This window comes from Clostridium ragsdalei P11, from assembly GCF_001675165.1.
GTDB classification, from domain to species: domain Bacteria; phylum Bacillota; class Clostridia; order Clostridiales; family Clostridiaceae; genus Clostridium_B; species Clostridium_B ragsdalei.
Map to the genome: position 1 here is coordinate 101830 of NZ_LROS01000011.1, position 18399 is coordinate 120228.

Here is an 18399-nt window from a genome sequence, read left to right on the forward strand (position 1 = left end):
TGTGAGTGGTGTCAAGTATTTTTACTTAACAGATTTTAAAATAATGCCTCTACAAAATCTCTGCTACAAAATTCTTGAAGATCATCTATGCCTTCTCCAACTCCTATTAATTTTACATGTATATCTAAACTGTGTTTAATAGATATTACAATTCCACCCTTAGCGGTACCATCTAGCTTAGTGAGTATTATGCCATCTATAGGACATACTTCGGTAAATTGTTTTGCCTGCTGTACTGCATTTTGTCCCGTAGTTGCATCTAATACAAGTAAAGTTTGTTTAAATGCCTCCTTATATTCTCTGTCTATTACCCTATTTATCTTACTCAATTCGTCCATTAAGTTTTTCTTGTTATGCAATCTACCTGCAGTATCACATATGAGCACATCAGCTTTTCGTGCTTTTGCTGCCTGAATAGCATCAAATATAACTGCTGCAGGATCAGAACCTTCCTGATGCTTTATTATATCAACACCGGCTCTCCTGCTCCACACCTCTAATTGATCTATAGCTGCTGCCCTAAAAGTATCTGCAGCTGCCATAATTACTTTATTACCACTATCTTTAAGTTTTGAAGACATTTTCCCTATTGAAGTAGTCTTTCCCACGCCATTTACTCCTATTACAAGGACTATTTCAGGAGTTTTTTCAGGTTCAATACTATTTTTTTCATCCCCCAATATGTCTATAATAACTTCCTTTAAGCACTGATTTATAAGAGAAGGTTCCTTTATTTTTTGATCTTTTATCTTTTCTTTTAATTTATCTATAATATAAGTAGTGGTTTCAACACCTATATCTGCTGTTATAAGTATCTCTTCCAATTCTTCATACAAGTCATCATCTATACTGACAGCACTAGTTAACATGTCACTTATTTTTCCAGTTAAATTATTTTTGGTTTTTTCAAGCCCACTTTTTAATTTATCAAAAAATCCTTTTAGCATGTTTGACACATCCTTTCATCTTTTTTAGGTATATTTAATATTCGTCTTTTAAACTTACAGAAACAATTTTTGAAACACCTTTTTCCTCCATAGTAACTCCATAAAGCACATCACTTGCCTCCATAGTTCCTCTTCTATGAGTTATAACAATAAACTGAGTCTCATTTGAAAATTTCTTTAGGAAGCTTGCATATCGTGCTACATTTGCATCGTCAAGAGCAGCTTCTATTTCATCCAATATACAAAAAGGAGTAGGTTTTATCTTAAGTATTGCAAATAGAAGTGCTATAGCAGATAATCCTTTTTCCCCTCCAGACATTAGATTTATGTTTTGAAGCCTTTTTCCTGGGGGCTGAACTGTTATATCTATATTCCCACTAAGTTCATCTCCACCTGTAATTATTAAATCTGCACTTCCACCTTTGAACAACTCTTTAAACGTTTCATTAAAACTTTCTTTTAATCTATCAAAATTTTTTTTGAATACGGTTCTCATTTTTTCCGTCATAGCATCTATTACATTATTTAACTCTTCTTTTGATTTTACCAAATCTTCTCTTTGAGTACTTAAGAATGTTACCTTTTCTCTCAAATCACTATACTCCTGTATAGCACCCAAATTCACTATTCCTAATTTGGAAATACTATTTTTCAAACTTACTACATCTGAATTATATTTATCTAAATTTTCTATGTCCTTTTTATATTTTAGAGCTTCCTCATAGGTAATTTTAATTTCATTTTTTAGTTTTAAACACATATTTTCTTTTTCTGAATTAAGCCTAGCTAAAACTACCTGCACTTTATGAAGCTTTTCTTCTTTCTTATTTATTAAAAGAGTTAAACTTTCTAACTTTTCATTACATTTTTTTACGCTATCCTTTAATTTTATAAGTTCTTTATCATTTTCCTCTATACTATTTTTTAAAATTTCTATATTTTTATTTAAAACTTGTATTTTTTCTTTATTTTCATTTACCTTTAACTCTTGATTATGTATATTATTTTCACAATCTTTGTTTTGCTCAATTATACTGGATTTTTTCACGCTTAATTCTTGTATTTCATCTGTCAATCTCTTAAGCTCTCTGTTTTTATTTAAGATACTTTCATCTAATTGAGCCTTTTTTACTTTGAAATCTAAAAGTTTTTCCTTCATTTTTTCTATATTGATTTTATTTTCTTCCAGTTCCTCTTCTATTTTTAAAATAGAACTGTCATTTTCGTTTTGTTGTCCCAAGGAATTTTCTAATTTCTTCTTCTTATCCTCTATATTCTTTTCCTTCAACTCTTTATTCTTAGTCAAAATATCTATCTCTCTATTTGATATTTTCATATTTTCTATTAATTTAGAGCTTTCATTATCTATATTATTTATTTTTCCCTGAATCTTAGTCAATTCTATATTTTCAGAATAACCTTTTTCCTTTAAATCTAAAATTTCTTCATCCAATTCTTTTATACATTTTTTATATTCTTGCACCTTTGCATTTAAATCTTTTAGGGATTCACTTGTTTTTTTTATTTTAATTGCACTTTCTTCTATTTCACGCTTTCGCCCTATTATATTACTGCTCTTTTTTTGAAAACTTCCACCAGTAAGGGATCCTCCTGAATTTACTACATCTCCAGCTAAAGTAACTATTCTAAAACTATATCCACTTAATTTAGCTATTTTAAGTGCACTATCCATATCCTCACATATAACTGTCCTTCCAAGTACATATTCAAGTGCATTTTTAAATTTATCCTTATAATTTACGATCTCATTAGCGACCCCTATATATCCACTTATACCCTTAAACCTTTCACTATTAGAAATCTTTTTTCCCTTTATTATATTAAGGGGCAAAAAAGTAGCTCTTCCCATATTTTTATTCTTCAAATGCTTTATGAGAGCTTTTGCTGTAATTTCGTCTTCAGTTATTATATTGGATATGGCACTGCCAAGGGCAACCTCTATACAAGTTTCATACTCTTTAGGTAACTCTATAACCTCTCCAAGCAAAAAGCAGCTGTTTTCAGGCACTCTTACTGCCTTATCTTTTATATCCTTCATAAGTGATTTTACAGACCTATTATATCCTTCATAGTGCTGCTGTAAATTCAAAAGCACAGTATAATTTGCCTCTAATTTGTTATAAGTTCTATTTAATTCTTTAAGATTTTTTTCTTCTAAAACAAGATTAGTATTAGATTTTGAAATTTTCTTTTTATTTTCTTTAACTTTGTCTTGATATTCCGATATTAGTTTTTTTATACTAGATACTTTTGCAACCAGCATATCTTTAGTACTAGCATTTATTTTTATAGAATGAACATAGCTTTCGCAGGAGCTTTTCATATTATTAATTTTATCAAGTGTATCTTCTATTTCCTTTTGTGCAGAAGATATTTCATTTTTTAAGTTAGATATATTACTTAAATATTCTATCTGATCATCCTTTAATTTCTTATATAAGTCTTCTCTTTCTACTGCATTTTTTTGTACATTTCCTATATTATCGTTATACTCAGATATACTATTCTCTAACTTATCCTTATCCTCTTTTAACTTAGAAATGCTATTTTTTTGAAGTTCCACCTGCTGCAGCTTTTTTCTCTTAGATTCTTCAACTTGTTTTAACTCTAAAAAATTTTTTTCTATAGTTTCCTTTAAATTTTCTATTCTTTGTTTTAAAAGTTTTATTTCACCCTCTGTTTGTTGAACACGTTCTCGGTCTCCATAGTAATTTGTTTTACAGTTAGAACTTTTATTATTAAAATCCTCAATTTGTTCATTTCCAGTTGCTATCTTACACTTTAAATCCACAAATTCTAAATTCAATTTTTTAACTTCTTTATCCATAAAATCTGTAGATTTTTGGTTTTCTCCAATTTTACTTTCTATTTTTTCCATAGAATGAACTAATAAATTTATTTCCTTTTCCTTCAGCTGCTTTGATAGTTTCAAAAATTCATTGGCCTTGTCATTTTCCTCTTTAAGTGATTCTAACCTTTCAGTATGAGTTTCTAAAATATCCTCTATTCTTACCAAATTGGCATCAGTATTTGATAGTTTTTTTTCTGCTTCTTCTTTTCTCCACTTAAATTTAACAATACCCGCGGCTTCTTCCAGCACACTCCTTCTATCTTCAGGTTTTCCACTCAATAAGGCATCTATTTTACCTTGTCCTATTATTGAATAACCTTCTCTTCCTATACCTGTGTCCATAAATAGTTCATTTACATCTTTTAATCTACACTGAGTATTATTTATGTAGTATTCACTTTCTCCAGATCTATAAAGTCTTCTTGAAACAGTTACATCAGAATAATCAATAGGAAGTTTCTTATCCTCATTATTTAAGGTAAGAGAAACCTGACATAATCCAACTGGTTTTCTATATTGAGTACCAGCAAAAATTACATCTTCCATCTTTCCGCCTCTAAGGCTTTTCACGCTTTGTTCCCCTAACACCCATTTAATTGCATCAGAAATATTGCTCTTTCCACTTCCATTTGGCCCTACTATAGAGGTAACTCCCCCTTTAAATATAAGTTCCGTCTTGTCCGCAAAGGATTTGAATCCTCTTATCTCTATATTCTTTAAAAACATCGAAAAGCAGCCCCTTATCTAAAAAGCATTGGAAGAAGCGTAACTAAAAACATAAGCACTACAAAAACTATCATTACCTTCATCATTTTATCTCTAGTATTCTTTTTCATAATACACACACTCCTTTAAAAAACTCTACCTTTCCTTACACTTATCTGCTATATATTCATCTATAGATACGGATTTAGTTACTTCCTCTTCAATTATAACTATGTTTTCCCTACTAATTGAAGGATCTTGAATAACTTTTACAAAACATTTACCAAATTTTTTTTTCATCTCATTAAAATATCTTCTTTTATTTGCATACAACTTTGAAATATCCCTATTGTTTATCTTTATAACTACATTTCCCTCATAAGACTCTGATATGCTGTCTTCTATCATATTATTGTAAATACTTCCTTCTACCAATTCCCTAAAGGCAGGATGAAAAGGACCCGCTATTACATCTTTACCTACATTTATTTCTTCTGTAGGCTGAAGTCCCATCCTTATTACATTTATTTTATTTTTCCGCAAGATATAATACAAATTTCTGCATATATCCACTGCTTCATCTAATGTATAAGGTTTATATACACCTTTTTTGTACATGGTCTCCATGAAAGTTCCCTTTATTACAAGAGCAGGGTATAATCTGTATATATCCGGATTCATAAGTACGGACTTTTTTACAGTTTCCATATCTTTTTTGAAAGTATCTGAAGGTAACCCCAGCATAATCTGGTGTCCTAATGTGAATCCATACTCCTTTATAAGAGAAGATGCTTTAACAACATCCTCCGCAGAATGTCCTCTTCCTGATTTTATAAGCACTTCTTCATCTAATGACTGTACACCAAGTTCTATAACGTCTACAGAATAGCTTTTTAAGTTATCCAGTATACTTTTGTCTATATAGTCTGGTCTTGTTGACATATGTATAAGATCTATATCTCCTCTATCTTTATACTCTTTAGCCACACTTAAAAGTTCATTTTGCCTTTCCATAGGAATTGCAGTAAAAGTACCTCCAAAAAAAGATACTTCTACTACGGAATTTTCGCGTTTTATAGTTTTTAAATACTCATTTATAGTATTTCTAGTAAAACAGGCATCAACTTTTTCCTCATTTCCTGTAATTGCAGTCTGGTCACAAAATACACAATTATGAGGGCATCCTTCATTAGGTACAAATATAGGTATTATATAATGTTTCATTTTGACTTATCCTCATTCCTAAAGCATACTTACTTTTACATTTAATTTCATCAAAGCATCCCGAGCTGCATTTTGCTCCGACTCCTTTTTGCTGTATCCTACGCCACTACCCAAAGCATTTTTTTCTGTACACACTTCAGTATAAAACTTTCTTCTATGAGGAGGTCCTTCATATTTTACGAGGTTATATTCTATAGATACATCCCCGTCTTTTTGTAAAGTTTCTTGAAGCTTGGTTTTATAATCCATAATTATTCTATTTTTAATAGCATTTTCTATAATATCTTGAAAATTTTCAATTATAAATTTTCCTGTCTTCTCATATCCAAAATTCAAATAAATTGCAGCAATAATCGCTTCAACACAATCTGCCAATATAGAGGTTCTTTCTCTTCCTCCTGTAATTTCTTCTCCCTTACTCATTTTTATGTATTTACCAACATTCCATTTTTTAGCTACATGATAAAGGGAATTTTCACAAACTATAAGAGACCTTTTTTTTGTAAGCTCTCCTTCAGGTTTACTTTTATATTTTAAAAATAAATATTCTGATATGCAAAGCTGCAATACAGAATCTCCTAAAAATTCTAATCTTTCATTGAATTTTATATTTTTTCTACCATTAGCATATGAACTATGAGTCAAAGCTACTTCTATGATTTCCTTATTGCTAAAACTCATATTGAATTTCTTTTCTAGTAATTCAATAAAGCCTACCTCTTCCATTTTCTAATTCTCCTTTTGAAGTTTATTCTTCAGTTTGCCATAGACCAACTATATAAAAAACAAACTCAAGAATAAATTCATTACTGTAATCAAAGATTTAAATTAAAAGTCCCGATTTAACGGGACTTTTAAGCATATACTCTGTTTATCCGATGACTATCTGCTCTAATACTCCTTGGAGTAAAGAGCAGCTACGTCCCTGGATAACGATTTCTAAGCATCAGGTGGAGTTAAAAACTCCACCTGATGCCAAGAACTCTGTTTATTCTTCAGTATGAGCCTTTATGTACTCAACTACATCTCCCACTGTTTTTACCTTCTCAGCTTCTTCGTCTGGTATTTCAATATCAAACTCTGTTTCAAGAGCCATTATTAACTCAACGATATCAAGGGAATCTGCACCTAAATCGTCAATAAAAGATGATTCCATTTTTATTTCATCAGAGCCAATTCCAAGTTGTTCAGATATTATTTTTTGTATTTTTTCAAAAATCATAATTTCGCCTCCAAAAATTTTTCATACATAAATAATATTACATAAGTTATATACCGTCAATAATAAATATATTTATTATACTAACTTATATTATATCAATACATTTATATTATATACTTTATATATTATTACTTTCTGCATTATGTATTTTTTCTATTTCAGATTTTATTTTTCCAACAACATTATTTTCATAACAGCTTATGGCTTGCATTACTGCATTTTTAAAAGCTTTTCCATTAGAACTTCCATGAGCCTTTACACATATGCCATTACATCCTAAAAAAGGAGAACCACCATATTCTGTATAATCAAATTTACTTTTTAAACTCTTAAAAGCAGGTTTTAAAATAAAAGCTGCCAACTTACTGCTAAAGGATTTCATAATCTCTTCTCTTAACATGGAAAATAAATTTAACGCTACTCCCTCATACATCTTTAAAACTGTGTTTCCTACTACTCCATCACAAACTAATACGTTCACATCTCCATTTGTAACATCTCTTGGTTCTACATTCCCTACAAAGTTAAAATCCATGCTTTTCAAAAGTTTATATGCACTTTTAGCCAGTTCATTTCCCTTTTCTTCTTCTTCACCTATATTTATAAGGCCTATAGATGGGTTATTTACTTTTAGTATGCTTTCAAAATATATCTTGCCCATAAGAGAAAATTGCTGCAAATACTGAGGCTTACAGTCCACATTTGCTCCTGCATCTATCACCATAAAGTTTCCATTTTTTCCTGGCATTACAGGAGCTAATGCTACTCTATCTACCCCTCTAATTCGCCCTACGATTAAAGTTGAACCTGCCATAAATGCCCCTGTACTTCCTGCTGATATAACAGCATCCGCTTTACCTTCTTTTACAAGATTCAGTGCCTTAACTAAGCTAGAGTCCTTTTTTTTCCTTAAAGCCATAACCGGGGATTCACCTGTAGTTATAACCTCTTTAGTATTTAAAATATCTATTTTGTCCTTAGGATAATTATATTTAGCTAATTCATTTTCAATTTGCTCTTTTTGGCCGGTTATTATTATATTTACGTCTTGCTTTTTAACTGCTTCTACCACACCTTCCACTACAGCGCAAGGTGCAAAATCTCCTCCCATACCATCCACAGCAATTATCATATTTTCACATCCTATCCTATAATCTGGACCTTTGTTACTTAATATGGTCTAATTTTTGTAGACCCCATGAACAAAAAAAGAAAGTCAAATGACTTTCTTTTATTTATTTTCAGTTGAAATGATTTCCTTACCCTTATAATATCCACAATTCTTACAAACTCTATGTGCAAGTTTCATTTCATGGCACTGAGGACACTCAACTAAACCTGGTAAACCTAATTTAAAAGTCTGTGCTCTTCTTGAATCTCTTCTTGCTTTTGATATTCTGCTGGCTGGATTTCCCACAGTAAACACCTCCTTAATCAGTGAAAAACATATCTTTTAGCTTTGCCAATCTCGGATCAATATCATCGCTTTTGCACTGACATTTAGAATTATTTAAGTTAGTGCCGCACTGTTGGCATAACCCTTTACAATTCTCGTTGCAAAGCCTCTTAATTGGTAAAATTAATATAATGTTATTTTCTATTATTTCCGTAATATCAATGATATTACTATCTATAAAGATGGCTTCATCATCCTTATTTTCCTTATTATTATTTGTAAATCTTTCAGTAATAGCAACATTCACAGCATAAGAGAATTTACTTAGACATCGTGAACAAGTGAGCTCTAGTAAAGTATTAATTCTTCCTTCTAACAGAAGAATATCTTCCTCTTTACTTAAAGTTCCGCTAAACTTTAGAGGCTCTAATAATTTTATGTATTCACTTCCATCATAGAATCCCTTTTCTTTTACTGTAACATTTACATTCTTTGTAACAACTTCTTCACTTAGTAAATCTGATACATTTAATTTCATATCACTCACCTCTATATATTAGCCACAACCTATTATATAGAGATGAGCATTAAAAGTCAAGTCTTATTTATTTTCAACTATTTCTTTTGTATCCCTAGCTATCATAAGTTCTTCATTTGTAGGAATTACTAATACTTTTATCTTTGAATCAGGTGTGCTTATTTCTAGTGCTTCTCCCCTTTTCTTATTCTTTTCTTCATCTATTTTAATTCCAAAATAGCTTAATCCCTTACATATAGCAGATCTGCTAGTAGCTGAATTTTCTCCAAGTCCTGCTGTAAATATTATAGCATCTGCTCCATTTAAAACTGCAACATAAGCTCCTATGAAAGATTTAACTTTGTGATAATACATATTTAATGCAAGTTTTGCTCTATCATTTCCTGAATTTGCAGCTTCTTCTACATCTCTAAAATCGCTGCTTACTCCTGATACTCCAAGTATTCCTGACTTTTTGTTCATTAAAGTATCCATTTCATCTACAGACATACCTGTTCTTTTCATTACAAATGGTATTATAGCTGGATCTATATCACCACATCTAGTTCCCATTACAAGTCCTGCAAGGGGAGTAAGTCCCATAGTTGTATCTACTGCTTTTCCCTGGTTTACTGCACATATACTAGCTCCATTTCCTAAATGACAAGTTATTAGCTTAAGATCTTTTGGATCTTTCTTTAACAACTTGGCTGCTTCAATTGAAACGAATCTATGAGAAGTTCCATGAAAACCATATTTTCTGATATCATACTTTTCAGATATATCATAAGGTATTGCATAAGTATAAGCATAATCTGGCATTGTCTGATGAAATGCTGTATCAAATACTGCTACCATTGGAGTATTTGGCATTAGTTTTTTACAAGCATCTATTCCCATTATATTAGCTGGATTATGTAATGGTCCTAATGGAATACATTCTTCTATTGCTTTCATTACATTGTCATCAATAAGAATGGATGCCGCATATTTTTTTCCACCATGCAAAACTCTATGCCCTACAGCAGATATTTCTGACATATCTTTTATTACACCATGTTTTTTATCTACAAGAGCATTTAATACTAATTGTATAGCAACTTTATGATCTTCCATTGGCTGCTCTGTAACAAACTTTTCTCCGTTAACTTTATGTGTTAAAACTGAACCTTCTGCTCCTATTCTTTCTACAAGTCCTTTTGCCACAACGCTTTCATCTTTCATATCAATAAGTTGATATTTTAAAGATGAACTTCCACAGTTTACTACTAATATTTTCATGTTTAATATTCCTCCTAAAAATGAATCATTTATGCTTTTTGTTATTACTTTTGAGCTTGTGCCTGAACTGCTGTTACAGCTACTACATTTACTATATCATCGGAGTTACATCCTCTTGACAAATCATTTATAGGTTTTGCAAATCCCTGGCATACAGGTCCTATAGCATCAGCTTTTGCAAATCTTTGAACAAGTTTATAACCTATATTTCCTGCTTGGAGATCTGGAAATACAAGTACATTTGCTTTTCCTGCTACTTCACTTTCAGGAGCCTTTAAACTTGCAACCTTTTCTACGATAGAGGCATCTAATTGTAATTCTCCGTCCAAACTTAAATCTGGTTTAGCTTTTTTGGCAATTTCTACAGCATTTCTAACTTTATCTACTAATTCGTGTTTTGCACTTCCCTTAGTAGAAAATGAAAGCATTGCTACTTTTGGATCCATTCCACATAAGTTCTTTGCAGTTTCTGCTGTACTTATTGCAATTGAAGCCAATTGATCACTATCTGGGCATGGATTTACAGCACAATCAGCAAATAGAAGTACACCATTGTCACCATATTCACAATTTGGTACTTCCATTATAAATGTGCTGGAAACTACTGATGTACCTGGAGCTGTCTTTACTATTTGAAGTCCTGGTCTCAAAAGATCACCTGTAGTATGCACTGCACCTGAAACCAATCCATCTGCATCTCCAAGCTTAACCATCATCGTAGCAAAATATATTGGATCTCTTACTATTTTATCCGCTTTTTCTGGTGTTATTCCCTTCTTCTTTCTCAATTCATAAAAAGCATCTGCATATTTTTTTAGTTTATCCGAGGTTTCTGGATCTACTATTTCTGCTCCATTTAAACTTACGCCTAATTTTGATGCCTTCTCCTCTATTACCTTTTCATTCCCTACAAGGATTAAATTTGCAATACCTTCTTTAATTATTTTTTCACAAGCTTGAAGAGTTCTTTCTTCTTCTCCTTCAGCTAAGACAATCTTTTTTTTGTCTTCCTTTGCCTTATTCCAAATTTTTTCCATCAATTTCATGTTTATTTCCTCCCTTTAAATTTAACACAAAATTACACACACTTATACTATAATCCTTTTTAGTTGTATTTTTCAATAAAAATTATTCAAAAATATAACTTTTGCTAAGAAATTTCACAGATTAAAGTATCACAAAATTTTACTAGTCAATACTTTACTCAATATTATACAATGTAAATCAAATAAGTAAAAATTTAATCTGAAAATAGATACTCTATTTAAAAATCCTACACTAATACTTATTTTATTGTTATAATATGTATATATTTTACTTAGGCATTTTCAAATAAATAATCAATCAGTATGCTAGCCTATTTTTTTAAATGCCCTGTACTCTGTACTTATAGTTTTCTAATGAAATAAACAGAGTTCTTGACATGGAATAAAATATTTTAGAAAGGAAAATTTCTATGAACGTAACTGGAATAATAGTTGAATATAATCCCTTTCACAATGGACATAAATATCATATTGAAAGTGCTCGTTCTGCTACAAAATGCGATGCTGTAATAGCAGTTATGAGTGGTAATTTCGTGCAAAGAGGTGCACCGTCTATAGTTGACAAATGGACTAAAACCAAAATGGCACTTCTAAATGGAGTAGACCTAGTATTTGAACTTCCTGTTATCTACAGTCTATCTTCTGCTGAATTTTTTGCCTACGGTGCTGTAAGTCTCTTAGAAAATTTGGGTGTAGTAAAAAATCTTTGCTTTGGAAGCGAATGCAGTAATATAGACTTGCTAAAATCTATTGCAAAAATTCTTGCAATAGAGCCTGACCAATTTAAGTTATTTTTAAAGGAAAAAATGTCACAGGGTATGTCCTATCCTTCTGCACGAAATAGTGCTTTAAATAATTTTCTATTAAATACTAAAAGTTCTCTTGCAAAGTACAATATAGATGAAATACTTCAATCTCCAAACAATATTTTAGGTATAGAGTATTTAAAAAATCTAATAAGGATAAAAAGCAATATTACTCCCATATCAATAAAAAGAATTGGAAGTTCATATAATAGCTTAAATATAGAGCAATCTTTTTCCAGTGCATCATCTATACGTAATTTCTTAAAATTAAATGGCAACATAAATGACTTAAGTTCTAATATTCCAGAAAATGTACTTTCTATTTTAAAGGAAGTTCAATCTACAGGATGTGGTTTTATTTTCGAAGATTGTATGGTACCTTATTTAAGATATAAATCCTTCCTATATGAAAATAGAATTAAAAGTTTACCTGACATATCCGAAGGAATTGAAAATAGAATACTTAGATCCCTACAGAATAATTATTCCTACAACGATATAATAATTAAATCCAAAACAAAAAGATATACTTACAGCAGAATAAGTAGAATATTATGCCAGTTTTTTTTAGGATTTGAAAATTTAAATTCTGAAATATTGAGAAGAAATATATGCCCCTATGGAAGAGTCTTAGGATTTAATTCTACCGGTATAAAAGTACTTAAGGAAATGAAAAATAGCTCTTCCATTCCAATTTATGTAAAGATTCCAAGAAAAATAAATGAAATGCTGCAATTAGACATACAGTCCTCAAAAGCCTATAGTCTGTTAAACAAAAACATATCCTTTAACAGTGACTACCTTCAAAGTCCTATCATAGCAGATCAAATTTAGAATAAGTTTCCTACTTTTTAAATATAATTTAATAAACTGTGTTCCTCCGATGACTACCTGCTCTAATACTCCCACTTCTCCAAGGAGTAAAGAGCAGCTACGTCCCTGGATAACGATTTTCCCTAAAGGATAACGCCTTCTAAGTGCTAAAGCACTAAGAAGCCTGTTAATAAGCATCAGATGGACTCAAACTCCATCTGATACCAAGAACTCTGTTTATATTCAATAAATTTTTTAAAAAGTAGGTGATATTCTTGGAAGTTTTATTTTATCTATTAATATTTGCAATATTAATACTCCTTTTTATTTTACTAAAAGATAAAAATTTACTTATAACTATAGTATGTTCAATTTTTATAATTGAAATTATACTTGCACCAAAACTATGTATAGATGGGGTAATTTCAGGCAGTCTGCTATTTTTTTACAAAGTATTTCCATCTTTATTTTCATTTTTAGTTGTATCCAACATAATACTCTCTTGTGATGGAGTATACATATACTCAAAATTAATAGGTAAAGCCCTGTGCAAACCCTTAAGGCTCCCAACTAGCTGCAGCTTCGTGTTAATCATAAGCACACTTTGTGGGTATCCCCTTGGAGCAAAGTATGCTTGCCAGCTTTATGAAAAAAAAATAATAGACCTTTTCACCTGCGAGAGGCTTTTAAATATAGCTTCTAATGCAAGTCCTCTCTTTATGCTAGGTTCTGTTGGAGTTTCCATGCTAAAGAGTCCTTTTATAGGATATATACTATTACTTTCTAATTTGCTATCCTGTATAGTTATGAGTTTTTTGATACCTTCTAAAAAAATATATTACAACCCTATTGCTTATAGAAATCATTCTCATGAAAGTGAAAACATCGGAAAAGTATTTAAAAACAGCATTGAAGATTCTTTAAAAAATTGCATATCAATAGGTGGATTTGTCATATTATTTTCTGTTTTAAATAGCATTTTAAAAAATAACATTCTATTTAATTTACTAATCAATAGTATTTCAAGTGTAACTCATATTTCGGGTAATATAATGGAAGGAATCTTCCTTGGAATGATAGAAATGACTAATGGATGCAGTTTAATATCGTCTTCTACTGCCTCCCTTAATTTAAAAATTATACTAGTAAGTTTTTTATTCACCTTTAGCGGACTATCAATTATATCCCAAGTATACTCTTTTACCTATAAATTTAAAATATCTTTAAAAAAATATTCTCTTAGGAAAATACTACAGGGAATAATATGCTCCATATTTAGCTTATCACTTTATAAGCTATTCTCACTAAAATTATCGCAAGAAACTTTTCTACCTTATTATAAAATAACTACATACTTCAACAACTTGTTTATACTTACTATACTTTTACTTATTACTCCCTGGATTTTATATAAATTAAAACATTTATTTCATGTCTCTTAGTTCTTTTATATTTGCTCTTATATCTTCAGTCTTTAGATCCATACTATTTACTAAATTGTTTAACATCTTTTGAAGCTCTACTTTCAGCGTTGCTAGCATCTCATCATTTTTCCTTGATAACTCATTGTCCAGCTGGCTTAATAGTTCATCTGCATAGTCTCGAGCGCCTAGTCTTATTGCCTTGGCGTTTTTCTTCGCAGATGATATAATTTCCTCTGCCCTCATATTAGCTTCTTTGGTAATATCATGATTTTCTATTTGACGTCTTAACAAACTCAAATTTTCTTTTTTCATAGTTTCAGATTCTTGTACAGCTTCACTTAAAATTCTCTCTTTTTCGTTTACTATCCATTGTGCCTTTTTAAGCTCGCTAGGAAGGTAATCAACTATTTTTTGTAGCACATCTAAAATTTCCTTTTTATTTACCATAACCTTCCCTGTCATAGGAACTTTTGCAGATGTATCTATAATTTCTTCAAGATATTCTATTAATTTAATAGCATCCATAATTTTTCCCCCTAAGATACCTTAGCACTTTTTATAAACTCTGTTAATCTTGTTTATAATGTCAAACCTTATTTCTTCAGGTACTAAACCTTTAATACATCCCCCAAACATAGCAACTTGCTTTACCGAGGATGAACTCAAATAGGAATTCATGGCACTAGTCATCATAAATACTGTTTCTTTATCAGAATCTAGCTTTTTATTCATAAGAGACATCTGAAATTCATATTCAAAATCTGATACTGCTCTCAATCCTTTTACTATAACTTGAATGTCATTTTTTTTCATAAAATCTATTAATAGACCACTAAAGCTCTCAACTTTTACATTAGGTATATCTTTCACTACCTTTTGAATCAATTTTACTCTTTCTTCAATATTAAATAGACCCTGCTTTTCAGGATTAATTAGTACTCCAACTATTAAATGATCAAATACTTTAGACGCCCTATTTATTATGTCTAAATGCCCATTGGTTATTGGATCAAAACTCCCGGGGTATACCGCAGTCTTCATAATAATTAATCCTCCTTATATTTATAAAAACATACCGTAGTTTTTCCATATTTTCTATGATCCATTAAAACTATATTAATATTTCCTTGATATAGTTCTTCACTGGTATCAATTTTAGTAACTATAATTCCATCTTTTTGCAATAAATTTTTATTTTCAATTATCTCTACAGCTGGTGGAATCATATCCTTTTTATAAGGTGGATCAATAAATATTATGTCGAACATCAAATTTTTTCTTGAAAGCTCCTGTAAGGCTTCATAAGAATCCTTATTAATAGTTTTACATATATCAGAGAACCCTAAATTTCTCACATTTTTGTCCAAAAAGCAAAAAGTGTCACTACTTCTGTCAACTAAATAACATTTTTCTGCACCACGGCTTGCAGCTTCAAGTCCTAAGCTTCCTGTACCTGCAAATACGTCTAATACTTTTGAACCATAGACTCTATTCTGAATTATATTAAACATAGCTTCCTTAACTCTATCTAAAGTAGGTCTTGTAATATCATATCCATTAGGAGACATTAATTTTCTTCCTCTGGCAAGACCTGCAATTATTCTCATAAATTTTCCTCCTATTTTATGTTTTTTACATACTATAGTCATTCTATAATATTTTAGCATATATTTTTATATTATTCAAAAATTATTTAAAATTAATAATGCACCCTGCACAATTCTCAATTACTGTGAATTATACATTAATTCATTTTTCATTTTTCATTATTCTTATATTAAGTTAATTTATCCGATCGCTACCATTGCTAACACCCCCATCGCACTCTGTGAAAGCGACTATCACCAAATCAAAGATTTGGGATATCTGCTTTTCTTCAAAGTGTGGGATAAGCACTGCTACGCGCCTGGATAAGTTCTTCCCCTAAAGGATAACGTATTCTAAGTGCTAAAGACACTAAGAATACTGTTAATAAGGTTCAGATGGAGAAAATGTATTCCTTATAAGCAAACTCCACCTGAACCTAAGAATCACTTGATTATGCGGCCGATTTAAAAACTAATTAAAGCTTATAAATTTTGAAGTTCTTTCTAAGTTATTTAATATTTCTTCTTTTATTCTTATATCTTCCTCATCTTTACTTGCTAAAAGTCTTTTAGCTTCCCCATTAGCTTCCTTAAATACATTTATGTCCTCTACCAGATTAGAGAAAACAAGTCCATCTTCCCCGTGCTGCCTAAATCCAAAAATTTCTCCTGAACCCCTTATCTTCAGATCTTGCTCTGCAATAAAAAATCCATCATTACTGCTTCTCATTATCTCCATTCTTTTTCTTATTATGTCATTTTTAATATCTGCAATCAAAATGCAATATGATTTATAAGAGCCTCTTCCTACTCTTCCTCTTAATTGGTGAAGCTGTGCAAGTCCAAATCTCTCTGCATTTTCTATTATCATAACCGTAGCATTTGGCACATTTATACCTACTTCTATAACCGTAGTTGAAATTATAACCTTTATCTCACCATTTTTAAATTTATTCATCTTTTCTTCTTTAAGTTTCGGCTGCATTTTTCCATACAGTATATCTATCTGTATATCTTTAAAATATTTCTCTTTTAATTCTTCATATATATCTTCTACAGAACTTAAATCCAACTCCTCGTTTTCCTCTACAAGGGGACATACTACATATACTTGTCTTCCTCTCTTTATTTCCTCCAAAGCAAATTTATAAACTTTGTCTCTTGAATTTTTATCTCTATAATAAGTATCTATCTTCTGCCTTCCTGGAGGAAGTTCATCTATAGTTGATACATTTAAATCACCATATAAATACAAACTCAAAGTTCTTGGAATAGGCGTAGCTGTCATAATAAGAGTATCTACATGATCTCCCTTATTTACAAGTTTACTTCTCTGCATCACTCCAAATCTATGCTGCTCATCTGTAACTACTATTCCTATATTTTTAAACTCCACATTGTCTTCAATTAAAGCATGGGTTCCTATTATAATATCTATTTCACCCATTTTTAATTTTTCTTTTATTTCATCTTTATTTTTTGGGGTAACACTTCCACACAATAATCCTATACCTACATCAAAGCCCTTCAAAAGCTTCATAGCTTCTTCATAGTGCTGTTGTGCCAATATTTCGGTGGGAGCCATTAGAACTGCTTGATAACCGTTTTTTACTACATTAAAAATAGATATTAAAGCCACTACAGTCTTTCCACTTCCTACGTCTCCTTGCAGCAGTCTATTCATAGGAACATCTCTTTTTTCATCTATAAGTATTTCTCTTATAACTTTATTTTGAGCTTTTGTAAGTTTATATGGTAATTTATTCTTTAGTTCTATTAACTCTGGGGCTATTTTAAAGGCTACTCCCTTTTTATTTTTTCCAAAGTACTCTTTTAACATCAAAATTTTTAGGGAATAAGTAAAAAGCTCCTGAAATTTAAGCCTCTTTTTTCCTTCTCTCAATTCTCTAAAATTAACTGGGTTATGTATTATCCTTATAGCTCTATCCAAACTACAGAGCTTATATTTTGTAATTATCCACTTAGGTAAATTTTCATCTATACTTACTTTAGTAAGTGCATACGATATAAGTTTTATAAATGTATTGTTAGTTATTCCTGACTTTAAAGGATATATAGGAAGTATTTTTTCTTCCATTTTGCTATTTGAATTAACACTTACCACTTTAGGATTTGTTATAACACTACTTCCTCTGTACTGCTGAATTTTACCTGCTATTCTATATTCAGCATCTATCTTAAACTTCTTTTTCACATAAGGTTGATTAAACCATTTTGCCTTAAAAAGTCCATTTCTATTTTCAAAAACAATTGTAGAGATTATTTTACCAGTCTTAGTCCTTATATCTCTTTCTATTGAATTAACTGTACAATCTATCATGACTTTTCCTTCTGTATTCCCTTTTAAATCACTGCAGCTAGAAATAATGTCATAATCTCTTGGAAAATATAAGAGCAAGTCAAGTATGTTGAATATACAGCATCTGTTTAAGTTTTTACAAGTTACCTCACCTACTCCTTTTAATGATCCAATATCCTCCCTTAGATTCACAACCTCTCACCTGCCTTCTTATTAAATACCAAAAATAAAAAAAGCTTT

17 protein-coding genes are annotated in these 18399 nt (G+C 30.6%); 2 read left to right on the plus strand and 15 right to left on the minus strand.

Going from position 1 to position 18399, the window contains the following annotated elements; translation table 11 throughout:
* Window positions 1-35: 35 nt before the first annotated feature.
* The 11 genes from ftsY to pta form a co-directional block, all read right to left on the minus strand.
* The gene (ftsY, locus tag CLRAG_RS05380; RefSeq protein ID WP_065077454.1) at window positions 36-947 is read right to left on the minus strand and encodes a signal recognition particle-docking protein FtsY; all 912 of its coding nucleotides are present in this window, start codon (window positions 945-947) and stop codon (window positions 36-38) included.
* A gap of 34 nt (window positions 948-981) precedes the next feature.
* Complete coding sequence (gene smc / locus CLRAG_RS05385; RefSeq protein WP_065077455.1) at window positions 982-4545, minus strand: chromosome segregation protein SMC; 3564 nt, start codon at window positions 4543-4545, stop codon at window positions 982-984.
* A 14-nt stretch (window positions 4546-4559) separates the two neighbouring features.
* Complete coding sequence (locus tag CLRAG_RS20455; protein ID WP_023163115.1) at window positions 4560-4655, minus strand: hypothetical protein; 96 nt, start codon at window positions 4653-4655, stop codon at window positions 4560-4562.
* A 25-nt stretch (window positions 4656-4680) separates the two neighbouring features.
* Window positions 4681-5748 carry an elongator complex protein 3 gene (locus CLRAG_RS05390; protein WP_065077456.1) on the minus strand — a complete coding sequence of 356 codons (1068 nt, stop codon included), beginning with the start codon at window positions 5746-5748 and terminating at the stop codon, window positions 4681-4683.
* Window positions 5749-5766: 18 nt separating this feature from the next.
* Complete coding sequence (gene rnc / locus CLRAG_RS05395; protein ID WP_065077457.1) at window positions 5767-6474, minus strand: ribonuclease III; 708 nt, start codon at window positions 6472-6474, stop codon at window positions 5767-5769.
* Window positions 6475-6736: 262 nt separating this feature from the next.
* Window positions 6737-6970, minus strand: a complete 234-nt coding sequence (gene acpP, locus CLRAG_RS05400) for an acyl carrier protein (protein WP_013237947.1) — start codon at window positions 6968-6970, stop codon at window positions 6737-6739.
* Between the two features lie 118 nt (window positions 6971-7088).
* Complete coding sequence (gene plsX / locus CLRAG_RS05405) at window positions 7089-8102, minus strand: phosphate acyltransferase PlsX (RefSeq protein ID WP_065077458.1); 1014 nt, start codon at window positions 8100-8102, stop codon at window positions 7089-7091.
* A 99-nt stretch (window positions 8103-8201) separates the two neighbouring features.
* On the minus strand, window positions 8202-8387 hold the full coding sequence (rpmF, locus tag CLRAG_RS05410; protein WP_065077459.1) for a 50S ribosomal protein L32: 186 nt from the start codon (window positions 8385-8387) through the stop codon (window positions 8202-8204).
* A gap of 13 nt (window positions 8388-8400) precedes the next feature.
* Complete coding sequence (locus CLRAG_RS05415; RefSeq protein ID WP_065077460.1) at window positions 8401-8904, minus strand: YceD family protein; 504 nt, start codon at window positions 8902-8904, stop codon at window positions 8401-8403.
* 63 nt (window positions 8905-8967) lie between these two features.
* Window positions 8968-10164, minus strand: a complete 1197-nt coding sequence (locus CLRAG_RS05420) for an acetate kinase (protein ID WP_065077461.1) — start codon at window positions 10162-10164, stop codon at window positions 8968-8970.
* Window positions 10165-10208: 44 nt separating this feature from the next.
* Window positions 10209-11210, minus strand: a complete 1002-nt coding sequence (gene pta, locus CLRAG_RS05425) for a phosphate acetyltransferase (RefSeq protein ID WP_065077462.1) — start codon at window positions 11208-11210, stop codon at window positions 10209-10211.
* Window positions 11211-11620: 410 nt separating this feature from the next.
* Here pta and CLRAG_RS05430 point away from each other — a divergent pair, with 410 nt between their 5' ends.
* Complete coding sequence (locus tag CLRAG_RS05430; protein ID WP_065077463.1) at window positions 11621-12850, plus strand: nucleotidyltransferase; 1230 nt, start codon at window positions 11621-11623, stop codon at window positions 12848-12850.
* Between the two features lie 254 nt (window positions 12851-13104).
* On the plus strand, window positions 13105-14271 hold the full coding sequence (ylbJ, locus tag CLRAG_RS05435; RefSeq protein ID WP_065077464.1) for a sporulation integral membrane protein YlbJ: 1167 nt from the start codon (window positions 13105-13107) through the stop codon (window positions 14269-14271).
* On the opposite strand, the gene CLRAG_RS05440 is transcribed toward ylbJ, so the two are convergent.
* The 4 genes from CLRAG_RS05440 to recG form a co-directional block, all read right to left on the minus strand.
* Window positions 14254-14778, minus strand: a complete 525-nt coding sequence (locus CLRAG_RS05440; RefSeq protein ID WP_023163109.1) for a hypothetical protein — start codon at window positions 14776-14778, stop codon at window positions 14254-14256. The genes ylbJ and CLRAG_RS05440 overlap by 18 nt on opposite strands.
* Before the next feature lie 21 nt (window positions 14779-14799).
* Window positions 14800-15294 (minus strand): pantetheine-phosphate adenylyltransferase, encoded by a 495-nt coding sequence (gene coaD, locus CLRAG_RS05445; protein WP_013237937.1) that lies wholly within the window; start codon window positions 15292-15294, stop codon window positions 14800-14802.
* Window positions 15295-15299: 5 nt separating this feature from the next.
* Window positions 15300-15860, minus strand: coding sequence for a 16S rRNA (guanine(966)-N(2))-methyltransferase RsmD (gene rsmD / locus CLRAG_RS05450; RefSeq protein ID WP_065077465.1), 561 nt, complete (start codon window positions 15858-15860; stop codon window positions 15300-15302).
* Between the two features lie 451 nt (window positions 15861-16311).
* Complete coding sequence (gene recG / locus CLRAG_RS05455; RefSeq protein WP_065077466.1) at window positions 16312-18351, minus strand: ATP-dependent DNA helicase RecG; 2040 nt, start codon at window positions 18349-18351, stop codon at window positions 16312-16314.
* Window positions 18352-18399: the final 48 nt, after the last annotated feature.